The sequence below is a fragment of the Microcoleus sp. S13_B4 genome (genome assembly GCF_036700885.1).
Lineage (GTDB): Bacteria > Cyanobacteriota > Cyanobacteriia > Cyanobacteriales > Microcoleaceae > Microcoleus.
Genome location: NZ_JAUBPU010000008.1, coordinates 58,573 through 75,452, shown reverse-complemented (window position 1 = coordinate 75,452; position 16,880 = coordinate 58,573). Strand labels below are relative to the sequence as shown.

At 47.6% G+C, this 16,880-nt stretch carries 8 protein-coding genes; 1 reads left to right on the top strand and 7 read right to left on the bottom strand.

Annotated features, from left to right (window positions below):
- Positions 1-56 precede the first annotated feature (56 nt).
- Entirely contained in the window at positions 57-2,672 is a 2,616-nt protein-coding gene (gene acnB / locus QT994_RS07335) for a bifunctional aconitate hydratase 2/2-methylisocitrate dehydratase (protein ID WP_333173002.1), read from the bottom strand.
- A gap of 566 nt (positions 2,673-3,238) precedes the next feature.
- Here acnB and QT994_RS07330 point away from each other — a divergent pair.
- A complete protein-coding gene (locus tag QT994_RS07330; RefSeq protein WP_333173000.1) occupies positions 3,239-7,369 on the top strand; it encodes an EAL domain-containing protein in 4,131 nt (1,376 codons plus the stop codon).
- Between the two features lie 438 nt (positions 7,370-7,807).
- Here the strand turns inward: QT994_RS07330 and QT994_RS07325 are convergent, their stop codons facing one another.
- The 6 genes from QT994_RS07325 to QT994_RS07300 form a co-directional block, all read right to left on the bottom strand.
- Entirely contained in the window at positions 7,808-12,364 is a 4,557-nt protein-coding gene (locus QT994_RS07325; RefSeq protein WP_333172998.1) for a PAS domain S-box protein, read from the bottom strand.
- 1,394 nt (positions 12,365-13,758) lie between these two features.
- Positions 13,759-14,712, bottom strand: coding sequence for a malate dehydrogenase (gene mdh / locus QT994_RS07320; RefSeq protein WP_333172995.1), 954 nt, complete (start codon positions 14,710-14,712; stop codon positions 13,759-13,761).
- 109 nt (positions 14,713-14,821) lie between these two features.
- Entirely contained in the window at positions 14,822-15,037 is a 216-nt protein-coding gene (locus QT994_RS07315; protein WP_015178120.1) for an NAD(P)H-quinone oxidoreductase subunit O, read from the bottom strand.
- A 97-nt stretch (positions 15,038-15,134) separates the two neighbouring features.
- A complete protein-coding gene (locus tag QT994_RS07310; protein WP_333172993.1) occupies positions 15,135-15,365 on the bottom strand; it encodes a hypothetical protein in 231 nt (76 codons plus the stop codon).
- On the bottom strand, positions 15,344-16,258 hold the full coding sequence (locus tag QT994_RS07305; protein WP_333172991.1) for a DNA-formamidopyrimidine glycosylase: 915 nt from the start codon (positions 16,256-16,258) through the stop codon (positions 15,344-15,346). The genes QT994_RS07310 and QT994_RS07305 overlap by 22 nt, the downstream gene beginning before the upstream one ends.
- A gap of 2 nt (positions 16,259-16,260) precedes the next feature.
- Positions 16,261-16,641, bottom strand: coding sequence for a photosystem I reaction center subunit IV (locus QT994_RS07300; protein WP_333046509.1), 381 nt, complete (start codon positions 16,639-16,641; stop codon positions 16,261-16,263).
- Positions 16,642-16,880: the final 239 nt, after the last annotated feature.

Genomic DNA, 16,880 nt, shown 5'->3' with positions numbered 1-16,880 from the left:
TTTCTCTCATTTACTCATATTATAAACAAAGGGCGGGCGATAGCCCGCCCCGCTTTTTACTTGCTCAATACACCATCGGGAATTCCCAAAAGATCCTCAATGCGAGGCATATCTTCCAAAGCAATCACTCGACCTTCATCCTCAAAACCAGCAATTTGATCGAAATTCAAATACCGATACAAATCACCAGCGAAAGGATCGATTCTCTTCGACACAATGTCATTGTATTCTTGGACTGTAGGAATGCGACCTAACAGCGAACAAACAGCCGCCAATTCCGCCGAACCTAGATAAACTTGTGCATCTTTGCCCATGCGGTTGTTAAAGTTGCGAGTAGAAGTTGAAAAAACCGTTGTCGCGTCTTTAACCCGCGCTTGATTGCCCATACAAAGACTGCAACCGGGCATTTCTGTACGCGCTCCAGCAGCTCCAAAAATGCTGTAATAACCTTCTTCTTTGAGTTGCTGTTCGTCCATGCGAGTTGGCGGACAAATCCACAGGCGAGTTTTCACTTCCCCTGCACCTTCCAACACCTTGGCAGTGGCGCGGTAGTGACCGATATTTGTCATGCAAGAACCGACAAATACTTCGTCAACCCGATCGCCCGCAACCTCACTCAACAACTTAACATTATCCGGGTCATTGGGAGCAGCCACAATGGGTTCTGTAATCTCGTTCAGATCGATCTCAATTATCTCCACATATTCCGCATCAGCATCCGCCTCCATCAGCACCGGATTTGCCAGCCATTCCTCCATCTTCGCTACCCGGCGCATCATCGTCCGCGCATCTTGATAGCCCCGCGCCACCATGTTTTTCAGCAGCGCGACATTGGAACGAATGTACTCGGAAACAGTCTCCACGCTCAATTTAATCGTGCATCCCGCGCAAGAACGCTCGGCGGAGGCATCGGTCAATTCAAAAGCCTGCTCGACCTTCAAATCGGGCAAACCTTCAATCTCCATTATCCGCCCCGAAAAGACATTTTTCTTATTCTGTTTCGAGACTGTCAGCAAACCTTTTTGAATCGCCACGTAGGGAATGGCATTCACAACATCCCTGAGCGTTACTCCGGGCTGCAATTCACCCTTAAACCGCACTAAAACTGATTCCGGCATATCCAAAGGCATGACACCCAAGGCCGCAGCAAATGCCACCAACCCCGAACCCGCAGGAAAGGAAATTCCCAAAGGAAAACGAGTGTGTGAGTCGCCACCAGTTCCCACTGTATCCGGCAATAACATTCGGTTCAGCCAAGAGTGAATAATGCCGTCTCCGGGACGCAAAGCTATGCCGGCGCGCTGTGACATGAAATCGGGTAATTCATGGTGAGTTTTGACATCAACTGGTTTTGGATAAGCGGCGGTGTGGCAGAAACTTTGAATTACCAAATCGGCGCTAAATCCCAAACAAGCAAGTTCTTTTAATTCGTCCCGAGTCATCGGCCCGGTAGTATCTTGCGAGCCGACTGTTGTCATGACTGGTTCGCAAGATGTACCGGGACGAACGCCGGACAAACCGCAAGCTTTGCCTACCATTTTTTGTGCTAAAGTGAAGCCTTTGCCCGTATCTACTGGGATTGTAGGACGGGTAAAAATAGTGCTAGGTGCTAGTCCTAAAGCTGCGCGGGTTTTGTCGGTTAAAGTTCGTCCAATTAATAGCGGAATTCGGCCACCAGCGCGAACTTCGTCTAGAATTGTGTCGGGTTTGAGGGTGAATGTGGAGATGATTTCTCCGGCTTCATTGGTGATTTCGCCTTTGTAGGGATGAATGGTAATTACCATTCCTGTTTCCATTTTGGAGACATCGCATTCGATCGGCAAAGCGCCGGAATCTTCAGCGGTATTAAAGAATATCGGGGCGATCGCACTTCCTAAAATATAACCGCCACTGCGCTTGTTCGGCACAAACGGAATATCATTGCCAATGTGCCACAGCACAGAATTAATCGCCGATTTCCGTGACGAACCGGTACCGACAACATCACCAACATAGGCGACGGGATGACCTTTTTGCTTCAATTGTGCAATGGTTTGCAAAGCCCCAGGCATCTTACTTTCGAGCATCGCCAAAGCGTGCAGGGGAATATCGGGCCGCGTCGTAGCATGAGGTGCTGGCGACAAGTCGTCAGTATTGGTTTCTCCGGGAACTTTGAAGACTGTAACGGTAATAGCTTCTGGCAACACAGGACGACCCGTAAACCACTCGGCATCCGCCCAAGAATCGACGACCTGCTTGGCGTAGGGATTGGTATCGGATAAAGTCAGAATGTCGTGGAAGGCGTCGAATACTAACAGCGTTTTGCTCAAGGCCCGGGCTGCTGTGGCGGGAATGGCGGTTTCGGCAGTGGGATTGAGCAAATCGATTAAAGATTGGACGTTGTAACCGCCCATCATTGTCCCCAGCAGGTAAACTGCCCATTTGGGAGCAATTAGGGGGCTGTGGATTTCGCCTTTAGCAATGCCGGTTAAAAAACCAGCTTTGACGTAGGCGGCGCTGTCTACTCCGGGCGGGACACGATCGCGCAATAATTCTATTAAGGTTTCTTCTTCCCCAGCCGGCGGATTTTTCAGCAATTCACACAGTTCCGAGGTTTGCTGGGCATCTAGTGGCAGCGGGGGAATTCCCAAAGCGGCTCGTTCGGCAGCGGTACGGCGGTAAAATTCAAGCATTTCTCCTCTCTCCTCGGATAGTATTCGGTGGTTGTTTGCAGGTGACTTTACTTTTTAGATTAGGAGTTTCCGCTGCACATTGGGCAACGTACCTCGCTCTTATAAAAACTTAACGCAACTTTAAAAACAGTAGATTGTCATACCAAAGACAGATGTGCTCTCGACTCGGAGAGCTCCCGATCCAACTTCAGCCGAGCAGTTTAGGGCCGTTCGGTTGCATTATTCTGGTTAAGATTAATGTGTTGTGGGCTACTGTCGATCGTCCTCTGCATCCATCCCTGACAACTAAAGCTAGGGAAGCATTTGTCAATGAGCAATTATGCTCATAATTTACTCGAATTTTGGGTACAAAACTCAGATTGGCGCGATCAAGGAATCATGCCGAGCGCCATATTTATGCCCACCCACTCCCAAATCGCGAATTTTCTAATCCTAGAAAAGCAGTTTTTTTGAGTAATCTTACTGATTGACAAATTAAGTCTTCAGTTGTTACCAATGCTCTGCATCTGAAATCGTCATTTACCACAAATTTAAAAAAGTTGTCCTGCTAATGGATCGATTAAATAATGGAAAATTTTATCCCTAAAAACTCTGAAGACAGTCACGGCTGGGCCTGCAAGCCAGACTTGTACAAAGAGCCGCAAGGAACCAAAGAATTACTGCTGACGATCGCCCACTCGATGCCGATGCCCCTGATCGTCAGCAGTCTGGCGGACAGCACAATTCTTTATAGCAACGATTTATGCCGTCAGGCCTTCGGGTTCACAGCATTCAAGTCGATCGAGCGCCAAAAGGCCGAAATGCTCTACCACAACCCGGCAGACCGTCAGGAACTGCTGGTGCGGCTCGCCCGCAACGAACACGTCCGCGAGACAGAAGTCCGGCTTAAAAAAGCTGACGGTACGCTGTTTTGGGCAAGTGTATCGATGCAGTATCTGACATTGGTTTCAGGAAAAGCTGTTCTGTCGGTGTTCAGCGACATTACCGATCGCAAGCGAGCGGCCGCGAAGGAGCAGGAATTGCTCACGTCAATCCACTTGCGGGCCCGCCAGCAAGCGGCCGTCGCTTACTTGGGGCAGCAGGCTCTGGCCGAAACCGATTTATCTGCACTGATGGAAAAAGCTGCGGTTTTAATTGCTCAAACCCTGGACGTTGATTATTGCCAGTTGTTAGAACTGTTGCCCTCTGGTCATGCTTTTATGCTGCGAGCGGGGGTTGGGTGGCAGCCGGGCCTTGTCGGCAGCGCTACTGTTACCGCTTCTGCCCGATCGCAAGCCGGTTACACATTGCTAGTGGGTGAACCGACGATCGTCGAAGATTTGCGGGTGGAAACGCGCTTTAGCGAGTTGCCACTGCTGCACAACCACCGGGCTGTCAGTGGCGTCACTGTGATCATTCCCGGCAATCGAGGACTGGGGAGTAACTGGGGACAAGCAGAACCAACAAACAGTTCCTCCTCGCAGGCCTGGGGCATTTTGGGGGTTCATACCAGCCAAAGGCGGGTTTTCAGTCAAGATGACGTTTATTTTGTAGAAGCGATCGCCAACGTGTTAGCTGCGGCGATCGAGCGCATTATATCGCAAGAGCGCTTACAAATGATGGAACGGGCGATCGAAAGTTGCAGCAACGGCATTGCAATCACCGACGCGACCGTTGCAGATAATCCGATTATTTATGTCAATCCCAGTTTTGAGCGGATTACTGGTTATGGCAGAGACGAGTTAATGGGGAAAAATTGCCGATTTTTGCAGGGGACAGACACTGACACTCCCGCTGCCAAACAATTGCGAATTGCGATTGAAGAAGGCAGAGAAGCTCAAGTTATCTTGCGTAACTTTCGGAAAGACGGCACGCCTTTTTGGCACGAACTGTCGATCGCTCCGGTGTACAACTCGCGGCGACACTTAACCCACTTTATTGGAGTGCAAACAGACATTACCGACCGCCAGCGATCGGAAGAAGAATTATTTTTAAATTCTCAAGCTTTAGCAGCTTTTAGCGCTAATCTCAAACATTTGCACCGGATTACAACTTATCATTATCAAAACTTTGAAGAACTGGTTGACGATTATCTAACAGCAGGCTGTTTGATGTTTGGACTTTCTATAGGTATCCTGGCTGAAGTTGAGAGCGAAACTTTTATTGTCCAAGCAGCGAAAACAGATTTAGGATACTTCGTGCGAGGCTTAGAATTGAACCTCAGCGATACTTACTGCGCCGCAGTCATTAAGCTCAACAAAACAGTTGCGTATTCTCATATAGGAGCAGACATAGAGATGCGCGAACATCCAGCTTATCAAAGCTGCAAATCAGAATCTTACATCGGAACGCCGATATTTGTTAACAATAAAACCTACGGAACTTTAAGTTTTAGTTCGCCAGAAATAAAAAAAAGAAAGTTCAAGTATGAGGAAATAGAAATTATAGAATTGATGGCTCAAAGTATTGGCAAAATTCTGGCGGTTCACAAAATGGAAGTCGAACGCCAGCAGGCTGAAAAAGAGCGATGCGAGTTGATAGTATCTCTCAAAGAAAGTGAAGAACGCTATCGCCGTTTAGTAGAACTATCTCCCGAAGCGATCGCCGTTCACAGTCAAGGGAAAATCGCCTACATCAATGCTGCCGGCGCTAAACTCCTCGGTGCGAGTTCTCCCGAGGCGCTAATCGGCTTTCCGGTATTGCATTTCGTCCATCCAAACTATGTGGAAACAGCCAGAGAGCGCATTCGGCTAGTCGAGCAAGAAAATCAGCCGCTCGACCTTGCCGAACAAAAACTGATGCGGCTCGACGGACAAATAATAGACGTTGAAGTTGCCGGCATCCCGGCTACTTATCAAGGCTCAACGGCTGCCCAGATTATCATCCGAGATGTCACCGAGCGCAAGCGAGTAGAACAGCAACTGCTGCACGGCGCTTTTCACGATGCGCTGACGGGTTTGCCCAACCGCGTTTTGTTCATCGACAGGCTAGGACAAGCCATCCGCCGAGCCAATCAGTCCCCCGATTACAAATTTGGTTTACTTTTCCTAGATTTAGACCGCTTCAAAGTAGTTAATGATTCTTTAGGACACGTTTTAGGCGACAAACTGCTAATCGCCCTCGCGGAGCGACTGCAAACCTGCGTCCGGGTTTCTGATACCGTCGCCCGGCTGGGGGGAGACGAATTCACCATTCTGCTAGACCACATTCCGAGCCTCAGCGACGCTATCCTGGCAGCTAAAAAAATACAAAAAGAACTGACTAGGCCGTTTCATATCGAAGCGCACGAAGTATTTACCACCGCTAGCATTGGCATTGTTTTCAGTAGAGGCGAAGGAGCCGACAGTGGCCACTCGAATTCGTACACTCACCCGGAAGAATTCCTACGCGATGCTGACATTGCTATGTACCGTGCTAAAGCTTTGGGCAAGGCCCGGCACGAAGTGTTTAATTTGGCGATGCACGACCACACTATGTCGCTGTTGCAGTTAGAAACTGACCTGCGGTTGGCTATTTTGGGCAAGGAGGAATTAGGAGAGAGCAAGGATCAATGTTCGCACTTTATGTTGCACTACCAACCGATTGTTTCGATCGCCAGCGGTGCGATCGAAGGTTTTGAGGCTTTGGTGCGCTGGTACCACCCGCTTCGGGGTCTAGTTCCGCCGTCTACTTTTATTCCTGTAGCTGAAGAAACAGGTTTGATCGTGCCTCTGGGAGCCTGGGTGCTGCGGGAAGCTTGTCAGCAATTGCGGATTTGGCAAGAAATGTTAACCGAGGAACAGGGAAGAAGTCCAATGGAAGTCGGAACAAGGCACTTCGACTCCCTTCGGCTTCAGTCTGGGCAAGTCGCTCAAGGTAACAAAAAGGAAGAAGGCGCTTCGACTTCGCTCAGGGTAACAACAGGGAAGAGGGCAACGGGCAATGTAGGGGATTTAACTGATGTAACAGATACAGGGAATGAGGAACACGGAACTTTTACTGAGCGTAGCTCCAGTATTGGTCACAGGGAAGAAAGAATCGCTCAAAAATTACCAATTCCCAGTTACCAATTCCCGATTACCGATTTCCACTCCGCTATTACCAATTCCCAATTCCCGATTACCAATACTTCGGCTACGTTCAGTACAAGTTCCCAGGTACCAATTCCGAATTTTAAATTACCAATTATTGCTCCTTCGCAATTAACAATGAGCGTCAATCTCTCTCCTAAACAGTTAGGTATGCCGAATCTAATCGAGGAAATCGATGACATTTTAGCAGAAACAGGCTGCGCTCCAAGCTGTTTAAAATTGGAGATTACTGAAAGCGCGCTCGTGGAAAATGTGAAGAAAGCCAATATTGTGCTAGCCCAATTAAAAAGTAGAAATATTCGATTGTCGATCGACGATTTCGGTACTGGCTATTCGTCTTTGAGTTACTTGCACCGTTTTCCGCTGGATACACTGAAGATCGATCGATCTTTTGTGAGCCGCTTGGGGGCTGTCGAAAACGGTGACGACGGGGGTCAGCCTTTGCAGATTGTGCGGGCGATCGTAACTTTGGCTCACAATTTGGGATTGAATGCGATCGCCGAAGGTGTGGAGACAGGCGAACAGTTAGCACAGCTTCGAGAACTAGATTGCGAATTAGCTCAGGGATATTGGTTTTCTAAACCTTTGGATAGTTCCGCAGTGACAGAAATGCTGATAAATCTCGGTAATAGAGCAATTATGGACTGAGTGAGGTATAGATTGGTAAATGGTGCCTCACCCCGTGAAGACATTTTTGCTACAAACTCACAATTTCAAAACTGATGCACCAGGGAATAAATGGTACATCAAAATTAGATTTTCGGTGATGATATCAAATCTGTTAGCATCGGAATTATTCATATATCTATTTTCTTCATCGGCGTTAATCCGCGTTAATCCATTGGTGTCTGGGGTGAAGAAATTCTGTTTTTAAAACCGCCGATGAGGGCAGATAAACACAGATTCACGCCGATGAATTAGAGCAATTCCGGTTGCACCGTCCGTGATTGTTGACTATTCACTGTATTTTATCAGGACGATGAAGCCCGGATTTGATATGATTGATAATTGCCCAACTCACGCACCATAACGCTTTCCCAATTTCCAATTGCCCATTACAAATTACAAATTACAAATTACAACTTTTCAATTAGCTTTGAGCGGAATCTCGATCGCCAATTCTGTACCTTGTCCCGGGGAAGAAGTACATTTCAGCGAACCTTTGTGTCTGTCTGTAACAATTTGATAGCTAATCGACAAGCCCATCCCCGTGCCTTTTCCCACAGGTTTAGTGGTAAAAAATGGGTCAAAAAGTCGATGGCAGACAGTCTTTGTCATTCCCGGGCCGTTGTCAGCAATCCGAATGCTCACTCGATCGGGAGCCAGCATTTCAGTTTTGATGGAAATAATACTAGGATTTTTGCAGATTTGAGCGGCAGAAAGCCGTGAGTCTCTTTCTTCCAAAGCATCTAAAGCATTGCTCAAGATATTCATAAATACTTGATTTAACTGTCCGGCATAACATTCTACTAACGGCAAATTGCCGTATTGTTTAATCACCTCAATTTCTGGATGATTGTGTTTGGCTTTGATCCGGTGCTGCAAAATCATCAGGGTGCTATCTATGCCGTCATGAATGTTGACTTCTTTCATTTCGGCTTCGTCCATGCGGGAGAAAGTGCGGAGAGATGCCACGATTTGCTGAATTCTGTCTGCACCGACTTTCATTGAGGAAAGCAGTTTCGGCAAGTCCTCCATCAGAAAGTCGAGTTCAATAGCTTCTACTTCCTCTTGAATTTCCAGGACTGGATCGGGATAGTGGTTTTGGTAAAGTTCGATCAGGTGCAGCAAGTCTTGAGTATAGTCGTTGGCGTGGGTGAGATTGCCGTAAATAAAGTTAACTGGGTTGTTGATTTCGTGGGCGACTCCTGCTACAAGTTGACCGAGAGATGACATTTTTTCGTTTTGAATTAACTGCGATTGAGCGCTGGTTAATTGCTGCAACGTTTGCTCTAATTCGAGAGCTTTATTGCGAGTTTGGGCGTAAAGATCGGCTTGGTTGAGGGCGATCGCCAATTGAACTGTAATCGCTTGCAACAATTCTACTTCGCTGTCGCTCCAGGGTCGTACAGAAGAGCAGGAGGAGCAGCTAACTGCACTTATTACTCCAGAAAGTGCCTGCATGGGAATGATTAATACAGATTGGTAGCCCATCGATCGAACGATTTGTTTCCAAACAGGATCTGCGACTGTTTCGACATCATCCACCCGCAGCATTTCCATCTGCAATACTTTTTCTCCCACAGGACCGAAGTCGGAAGCTTGATAGCTACCTGTTAAATCGGGAAGTTCCCGAAGGCGAGATTCTTTAATAATTTCCCAGAAAGGCTCCTCTCCGTCGTCGCGATACCAGGCAAAATTGCAACGATCGATCTGCAGGAAAGCGCGAATTTCCTTAACTGCGACTGTAACGATGCTGTCGAAGTCGAGGGAATTGCGGATTTGAGCCGTGAGGTTGTTGAGCAATTTTTCTCGCTCGGCCTGCTGCTTTAGTTGCGCTGACGATCGCCTCAAGGCAATTTCTCCCCGCTTGCGATCGGTAATGTCTTCGGTGACAGCTAATAGATATTGCGGTTTGCCATCAGCATCGAGTATTGCTGTTTTCTTGGTGTGAAATATCCGCGATTCTCCTTGGCCAGTTTCAATATCTTCTTCGGCGATGTCTACAATTTGCCCGCAGTTGAGCACTTCCCGGTCTTTGGCGGTGAAAACATCAGCTTGTTCTGTTGGGAAACAGTCGTAATCATTTTTGCCCATAACTTCTGCTGCACTGAAACCAAGCAACTCTTCGGCGGCCGGGTTCCACAGTACAAACCGCAGTTCTTGGGCCTCCTTGGCCACTACTGCGACGGGTATGGTTTTGAGAACTGATTCCATAAAATGTTGAGCCTGTTGCAGTTCTGCTTCTGCCTGTTTGCGATCGCTAATATCTCGGATGTTGGCAATGATGCTGAGATTGCCGTTGAGATGAATTCTGGACAGGGCAATTTCTACATCAAAGGTTGAACCGTCGTTGGGACGCCTCGCTTTCCATTCCACACGGGGTGTTTCGCCGGCTAATACTCTTTCCCAAAGTTCTCCCGTTTGTTCCAGGGGATTGTCGGCGCTTGAATAGTCGTTTTTAATTGATAATTTTGTTGCTTGTTCCTGGCTCACTTCATACATTTCTAACATTCGATTATTGACATCGAGAATGTTGCCTTCTACATCGTGAATGAAGATAGCATCGTAAACATTGTTAAATATGGTTCGCAGGTTTTGTTCGGAAACTTGTAGCGCTGCTTCTGCTTCTTTCCGATCGCCAATTTCTTGTTCTAACTGGGCGACTGCTTGGGAAAGTTCGGCCGTGCGATCGCTCACTCTGTCTTCTAACTCGACTGCGGCTTGCCGTAGTGCTGCTTCGGCGGCTTTGCGATCGGTAATGTCGATCGCCGTACCGAACAATTTTAGCACTTTGCCACTGGCATCGGTTTCAGCGCGGCCTACGGCGTTCAGGTATCGCAGCGTGCCGTCGGGACGGTACAGGCGAAAGTCAAAATCAAAAGGGATGCCTGTTGCGAGTCCCTGTTGCACTTGAGTTTGCCACAATTCCAAATCTTCTGGATGAATCTGAGCGACCTGTTCGGCTAAGTTGGGCGCAAAGGCTGCCGGTTCGAGCCCGAAGATGCGGAAAAGTTCTTCCGACCAAGTGAGGGTTTCGGTTGCTGCGTCGAGTTCCCAATTGCCGACGTGGGCGAGTCTCTGGGCTTCTTTGAGCTGCCGCTGGCTTTTGCGGATGGCGGTTTCGGCAACTTTGCGATCGGTAATGTCGAGCAGAACGCCGCAAAATATTATTTCGCCGCTCTCGTTGCGGGTGGGCATGGAGTCGCCCTGCCACCAGCGAATCTCACCGTCGGGCTTGACTAACCGCCCTTCGTAGTGCCAGGGAGAGAGATTTTCTACGGCTTCGTTGACGGAAGCGAGGTGGCTTTCCAAGTCTTCGGGGTGGATACGGGAAATGAAGCAGCTAATGTCTCGCATCATTTCTGCTGCTGTGACGCCGGTAATATCGAAGATGCGATCGCTCATGTAGTCAACTCTCCACACTCCCTGGCTGCTGCAAAATTGGAACAGAGCTCCGGGGATGGTGGCCGCGATCGTCCGGAACCTGGCTTCGCTGGCACTGAGGGCGGCAAAAGTCTGGCGCAGTTCAGCGGTGCGTGCTTCTACTCTGCGCTCTAGTTCTGCGTTGGCGTGTTGTAAGGCTGCTTCTGCTCGCTTGCGATCGGTAATGTCGGTGGCTGTACCGGTGGTGCCGAGGAAGTTGCCAGTTTCGTCGAACACGGCGATCGCGTTAAACATCAAATGTTTCATGCTGCCGTCTTTGGCGATGTGGGTGCATTCGTACTGGAAAACTGATTCTCCGGCAAACAGGCGGGCGAAAACTTCTAAATCTTTCTGGCTTTGTTCTGGGGTCGCAAAGTCGGAGAACGGCCGACCGAGCATTTCTTCTGGTTCGTAACCATAGATGTACTTAACTGCTGGGTTGACGAAGGTGTAGCGCCCGATCGCATCCACCGACCAAATCATGTCTTGGGATGTTTCTACCAGGCTGCGGTATTTGGTTTCACTGGCTTTGACGGCTTCTTCTGTTTTTTTGCGTTCGGTCATGTCGCGGGAGACGGCGATTGTCATGACGATTTGGCCGTCTTCGTTGCGGATGGGTGTTTTGACGGTGCTGAACAGCCGCACTTCTCGATCGTGCCGCGTGATCGGTTCTTCGGAAATTTCTAGAGTCTGTCCGGTTTCAAATACGAAGGCGTCATCTTTAATGTACTCGAGAGTATGGTCGGGAGCGGAGAAAGGTGCATCTACGATTCCTTGAAGTTCCTCTTGAGTCATGCCGTAATAATCGCGGAATGCTTTATTAGCCCAGACGATTTTTGATTGAGGGCCTTTGACTAATACTAGATCGGCGATCGAATCGAGAATTTGGTGATATTTTTGCTCGCTGTCGCGGAGTTTCTGCTGCGCGGATTCGATTTCTGCTAACTGCCTCTGGGTTTGCAAGTGCAGTTCGGCCTGATAAATTGCGATTGCTAAATGGTCACCTACTTGTCTGGCAAATTCGATTTCGTCTTGCTGCCACTCGCGGGGTTGGCCGCAGGAGTGAACGCACAGCAATCCCCACAAATGTTGCCCTTGCAGCAGCGGTACGACTATGTTGGCTCGGATTTGAAATCGCTTGAGGATGTTGAGGTGACAAGGACTCAACCGGGCTTTATAGATGTCGCTGACAGCTTGAACGTACCCTTTTTGGTACTTTGCTGCAAATTGTTCGCCGAAGCAGCGATCGTGGACTTTTGCGCCCAAGGATGGGCTGTATTGGGGAAGTACGTCTTCGGAGACTACTTCGCCTTCGTTCCATTCCGATTCGGGGAGGAAACGGTAGACGACGACTCGATCGGCATTGAGGAGTTGCCGAACTTCGGTGGCTGTGATTTTGAATATTGTTTCTAAGTCTAGGGATTCACGAATTTTGCTAATAACTCCCATGAGCGCTTGCAGCTTTTTGAACCAGGTTTGAGACTGCGTTTCTCTTTCTAGGTGAGCGAGTTTGTCGCGCAGGTTGATTACTTCGTGATACAGATATTCATGAAACATAATGCTTTTTATTTAGTTATTTTGGGGTTTGTTATCAAGGTTGATGACATCTCAATAGTGATCTGCAAGTTGAGCCTGGTAACTCAAAAAGGCAAACAACATATTTTCCTCCTTCTGCTAGCACTTAGCAGCTACTCACACTGCATTTCCGTATTTTTTCGCTATTTGGAGGTCAATCGACCATCTTAGCTGCCGTATATTTACTGGAAAAGTGGCATAATTTGCTACTTAATAAATTGTCAATAATTGATAGTTATGGTAACACAACTTACACATAAACCCGGTTTCTCAACGTAATTAAGTCAGGCAAACTCCAAAAGTGAAAACAAGAAACCCGCTTCCATTGTGCGTTCGAGAGGAGCGTCCCTGACTAATTTTGACCTTTTTTTGGCTCGCCTTCGGTTGCAATTGTCACCTTTTTATTATTACCGCAAACTCAAACAATGGTTTCCTTTGTTTGGCGATCCCATCTCCTGTTGCGCTCGCCTATATTTAAACAAATTTAAATAGAGACGAGCGCCTTTTGTAGAGTTTTCGTTATTCTCGATTTATCTGTCCTAAATTATATTGTATACAGGGTTTTGTACCCGCCAAAACTTGAGAAATTTGTCCTTGCATTCTCGTTACTTCCTGCGAGGGATTGGATTTTTTTAACTGATTAAAATTCACCGCATCAAAGGTTAGTTTTAGGTCAAACAGTTGAGGTAGTTGCAGGCTATGGTTAAATTGGCTCAACTCAAGGGCTATTCCCTACCGCAATGGGTTCGCACGCGCGTTCGGGATAGCTTCCGCACGCGCGGAGACTTTTTGCCCGATTTTTGACAAGTGTAAAAATTTTAGATGAGATAAATATTTAGGGTATCACATTTTTGGCTAAAGTAAAGGTATTTCAAGCTCGCTCAATACAAAGGCCGCTCACGAGGATTAAAGTTTGGGCAAAGTAATGACAAATTCCGTATAAACTCCCATTTCACTTTCTACCTTTAAAGTGCCACCGTGTTGTTCGACAATAATATCGCGAGTGAGAGATCACCCAAAACCGACTGCTTTTGCTGTGGGTTTAGTAATAAAGAAAAGATGGCAGATTTTTGCTTTAATTTCTAGAGAAACTCTGATTGTATTGTGGCGCAGACCAAGTTCAACTGCTTTTGCCAGTTTTTGCGTTTTTACCCAATTTTTGAGAGTAAATTTTATATTTATCGATCGGTTCATTGCGACCATTTATCAGGCTTGTGAAATACAGCCTAACAAGCCTGATAAATGATATTTTTATCAAAGCGCGGTTGAAATCCGAGAAGCCCAATTCCGACAGAGCGATCGCACTGTCATACTCAATATAAATTATTATATTGAAGCGGTGAGCAGGCTGCTATGATCGACGAACTGCTACCAAATTAAGAAGCCGTTTTCAGTATGGCCCTGGCTTCTTCAATATTGTGGGCAACCAATTTGCCCGACTCGATAAAGGCTGCTCTTTCAGTATCGCTGAGTTCGAGTTCCACTATTTGTTCGACTCCCTGATATCCCAAGCGGCAGGGTGCTCCTAAAAAGATATCTTGCACGCCGTATTCGCCGTGCAAATAAACGCAGCAAGGCAAGAGTCGCAACTGATTAAATAAAATAGATTCTACCATCAAACAGACAGCAGAGGCGGGTGCAAAGTAAGCACTACCAGTCTTCATCAATTCTACAATTTCTGCGCCGCCGTGGCGAGTCCGCTGTACGAGTCGATCGATCGCCCCAGCATCCATAAGTTGAGTGATGGGAATACCGTTGACAGTAGAATAGTGGGGCAAAGGAACCATCAAATCGCCATGAGAACCGATGACAGTTGCATTGATTTCAGCATTTGAAACGCCCAATTCCATGGCAATAAAAGTTTGAAAGCGGGCGGAGTCGAGAACTCCCCCCATACCCATGACTCGGTGTTTTGGCAAATCCGCAGCTTCCCACGCTAAATAAGTCATGATATCGAGGGGATTTGTGACTGTGATTAAGATTGCTTCGGGAGAATGCTCGATCGCCTGTTTTGTGGCTTCGGTGACAATTCGAGCATTGATTTTAATTAAATCTTCCCTATTGATACCGGGTTTGCGCGGCACTCCGGCGGCAATTACTATGATATTTGAGTTAGCCGTATCTGTATAATCATTTGTACCGACAATTTGGCGATCGTGGCGTTCCACTCCCCTGGCTTCCATCAAATCCAAAGCAACGCCCTGCGGCCAACCCTCCACAATATCAAGCAATACTACATCTGCCAGATTTTTCTCAGCAATTCGCTGGGCTAACGTACTACCGACTTTGCCTGCACCAATAATTGATACCCGGTTTGATGGAGAATTCATTGGATTTTAGATTTTAGATTTTAGATTTTAGCAATCAGCTTAATTGCGGAAAGGTGCGCGGTGTGCACCCTTCGCTACATTAAGAACAGTGATGTTTAGTTTTGGTGAGTTACTTAAAATCTTCGAGTTGGTCTACCCGCAGCCAAATGTTGGGAGTGGGTACTTTGCCAAATTTGACGAAGGCATAGTCGCCGCGAACATCCATCACTTCGCCCTTTGTTTCAAATATATACGAGGAAAAGCGCTGGTCGCTGGCTTTGGCTTCTAGACTGTTTTCCAATTTTTCGCGTACAGCGCGAACTATACTGCCTTTCTTGATTGCCATAACTTGCTTTGTTTAGTTTAAAAAACTATACAAATTTTAATCTAGATTTGCCTTGAAAGGACTTCTTCTTTCTTCTGACCTCTGGCACCATTCTCGCTTAACAAGATTTCCGACCTGTTCCACAATAGTTCAATATTCTTGTGGGCTCGGTGTCCTGCCCGCCCCTGACAGCCTTATTGACAATGGTACAAGATATCAGTTCTTCCTTCTTCCTTCTTCCGCCTTCTTCCTTCTTCCTTCTTTCTTCCCTCTTCCTTCTTCCCTCTTCCTTCTTCCGCCTTCTTCCCTCTTCCTTCTTCCTTCTCCTTATTGCTGACAGGCGGGGCAAAAATGAGTCGATCGCCCTGCTAATTTTATACGTTCGATGGTTGCGGAGCAAGTGCGGCAGGGTTGGCCGGCGCGATTGTATACCCAAGCGACGCCGCCGTAGTTGCCGTTGACACCTTGGACGTTGAGAAAATTGCTAAAAGTGGTGCCGCCGGAGTCGATCGCCTTCTGTAAAACTTGAATAATAGCTGTATGGATGCGCCCAATTTGCTCTGCGGTCAAATCCGCGCACAGAGTTGTGGGCATCACTCCCGACAAAAACAAAGTTTCGTCTGCGTAAATATTTCCTAAACCCGCTATCAGTGACTGGTCTAGCAATGCTGTTTTTATGGGTCGCGCCCGCCGGTGCAGCTTGCGGGTCAAATATTCTGTTGTAAACTCGTCGGAAAACGGTTCGGGCCCTAAAAGTTTCAGACCGATGACAGTGCTGGAAACCTCGGTTTCTGCCGGCACGTACCACATTTGCCCGAAGGTGCGCTGGTCTACAAACCTCAATTCTTGGTTTCCTTCAAAAAACAGCCGCACTCGCGCGTGTTTTTGCAGGGGTTCGGATTGGTTCACCCACAGCAGTTGTCCCGTCATCCGCAGATGAACGCCCAACCAGCCGGCTTTTGAAGGCAGAAGGGAAGAACTAGAAGTAGGAGTTGGGAATTCTCCCACTTTCTCGGTCTTCCTTTCTGCTTGTGGGAATTGAGATAGTTCTGCCAGTAGATATTTGCCGCGTCTGTACCAGCGGGCGATCGACTTTCCTTTGAGTTTCGTCAAAAAATCGGTCGCAGAGATTGAGCGGGCGATCGTGCTGTTTAACAACACGTCCCCGCCCAACATTTCTCGATCGAGGGTTGCTTGATTCAAACCCCGGCAAATAGTTTCAACTTCTGGCAGTTCTGGCACAATTAGCGTTGTTCTGTTCCTTGATTTGGCGAACCTTCGACGCTGCCGGTTACTTCGGCGCCCGGTTTGCTGTCCGTGGAAGTTTTCGGCTGCTGGGGGGCGCCACCGCTGCCGGTTTTCCGAGTTTTCTCGTCCAGCGTGGTTTGTTTGCCGCCGGAAGCTACTGGAGTCCCTGTTTTCGCTTTTGCTTTGGGTGCTGTTACTTCCACTAATTCGCTTTGGGCGAAGTTGTTGGTGTTGACGCCTGCATAATTTACGCTGTTAAAGCGAACGATAACTGGGTATTTAATGCCGCTTTGGTCTACCGTAGCAACGGTGCCCACTTCTTGATACCAGTAGGATTCTTTGCGGAGAATCCGGACTGTAGAACCGCGTTGAACCATGAGCTTTGTTTCCTTTGCGATGAATAAACGGATAAAGCCATTTTTTTTACTTTAGTCGATCGCGCGGCGCATTTAAAGTCGGCAACGGAATTTTTACCTCCCGCCCCGTTTTTTTGTCTGATCTTTGTAAAGAAAAGTAAATACTTTGGTAGGGCGATCGCTGCGGTTGCAAAATAAATAAACTGACATTATCCGTCAAATAAAACCAGTACGAGCGAGTTGAAAACAAACTTTACAAA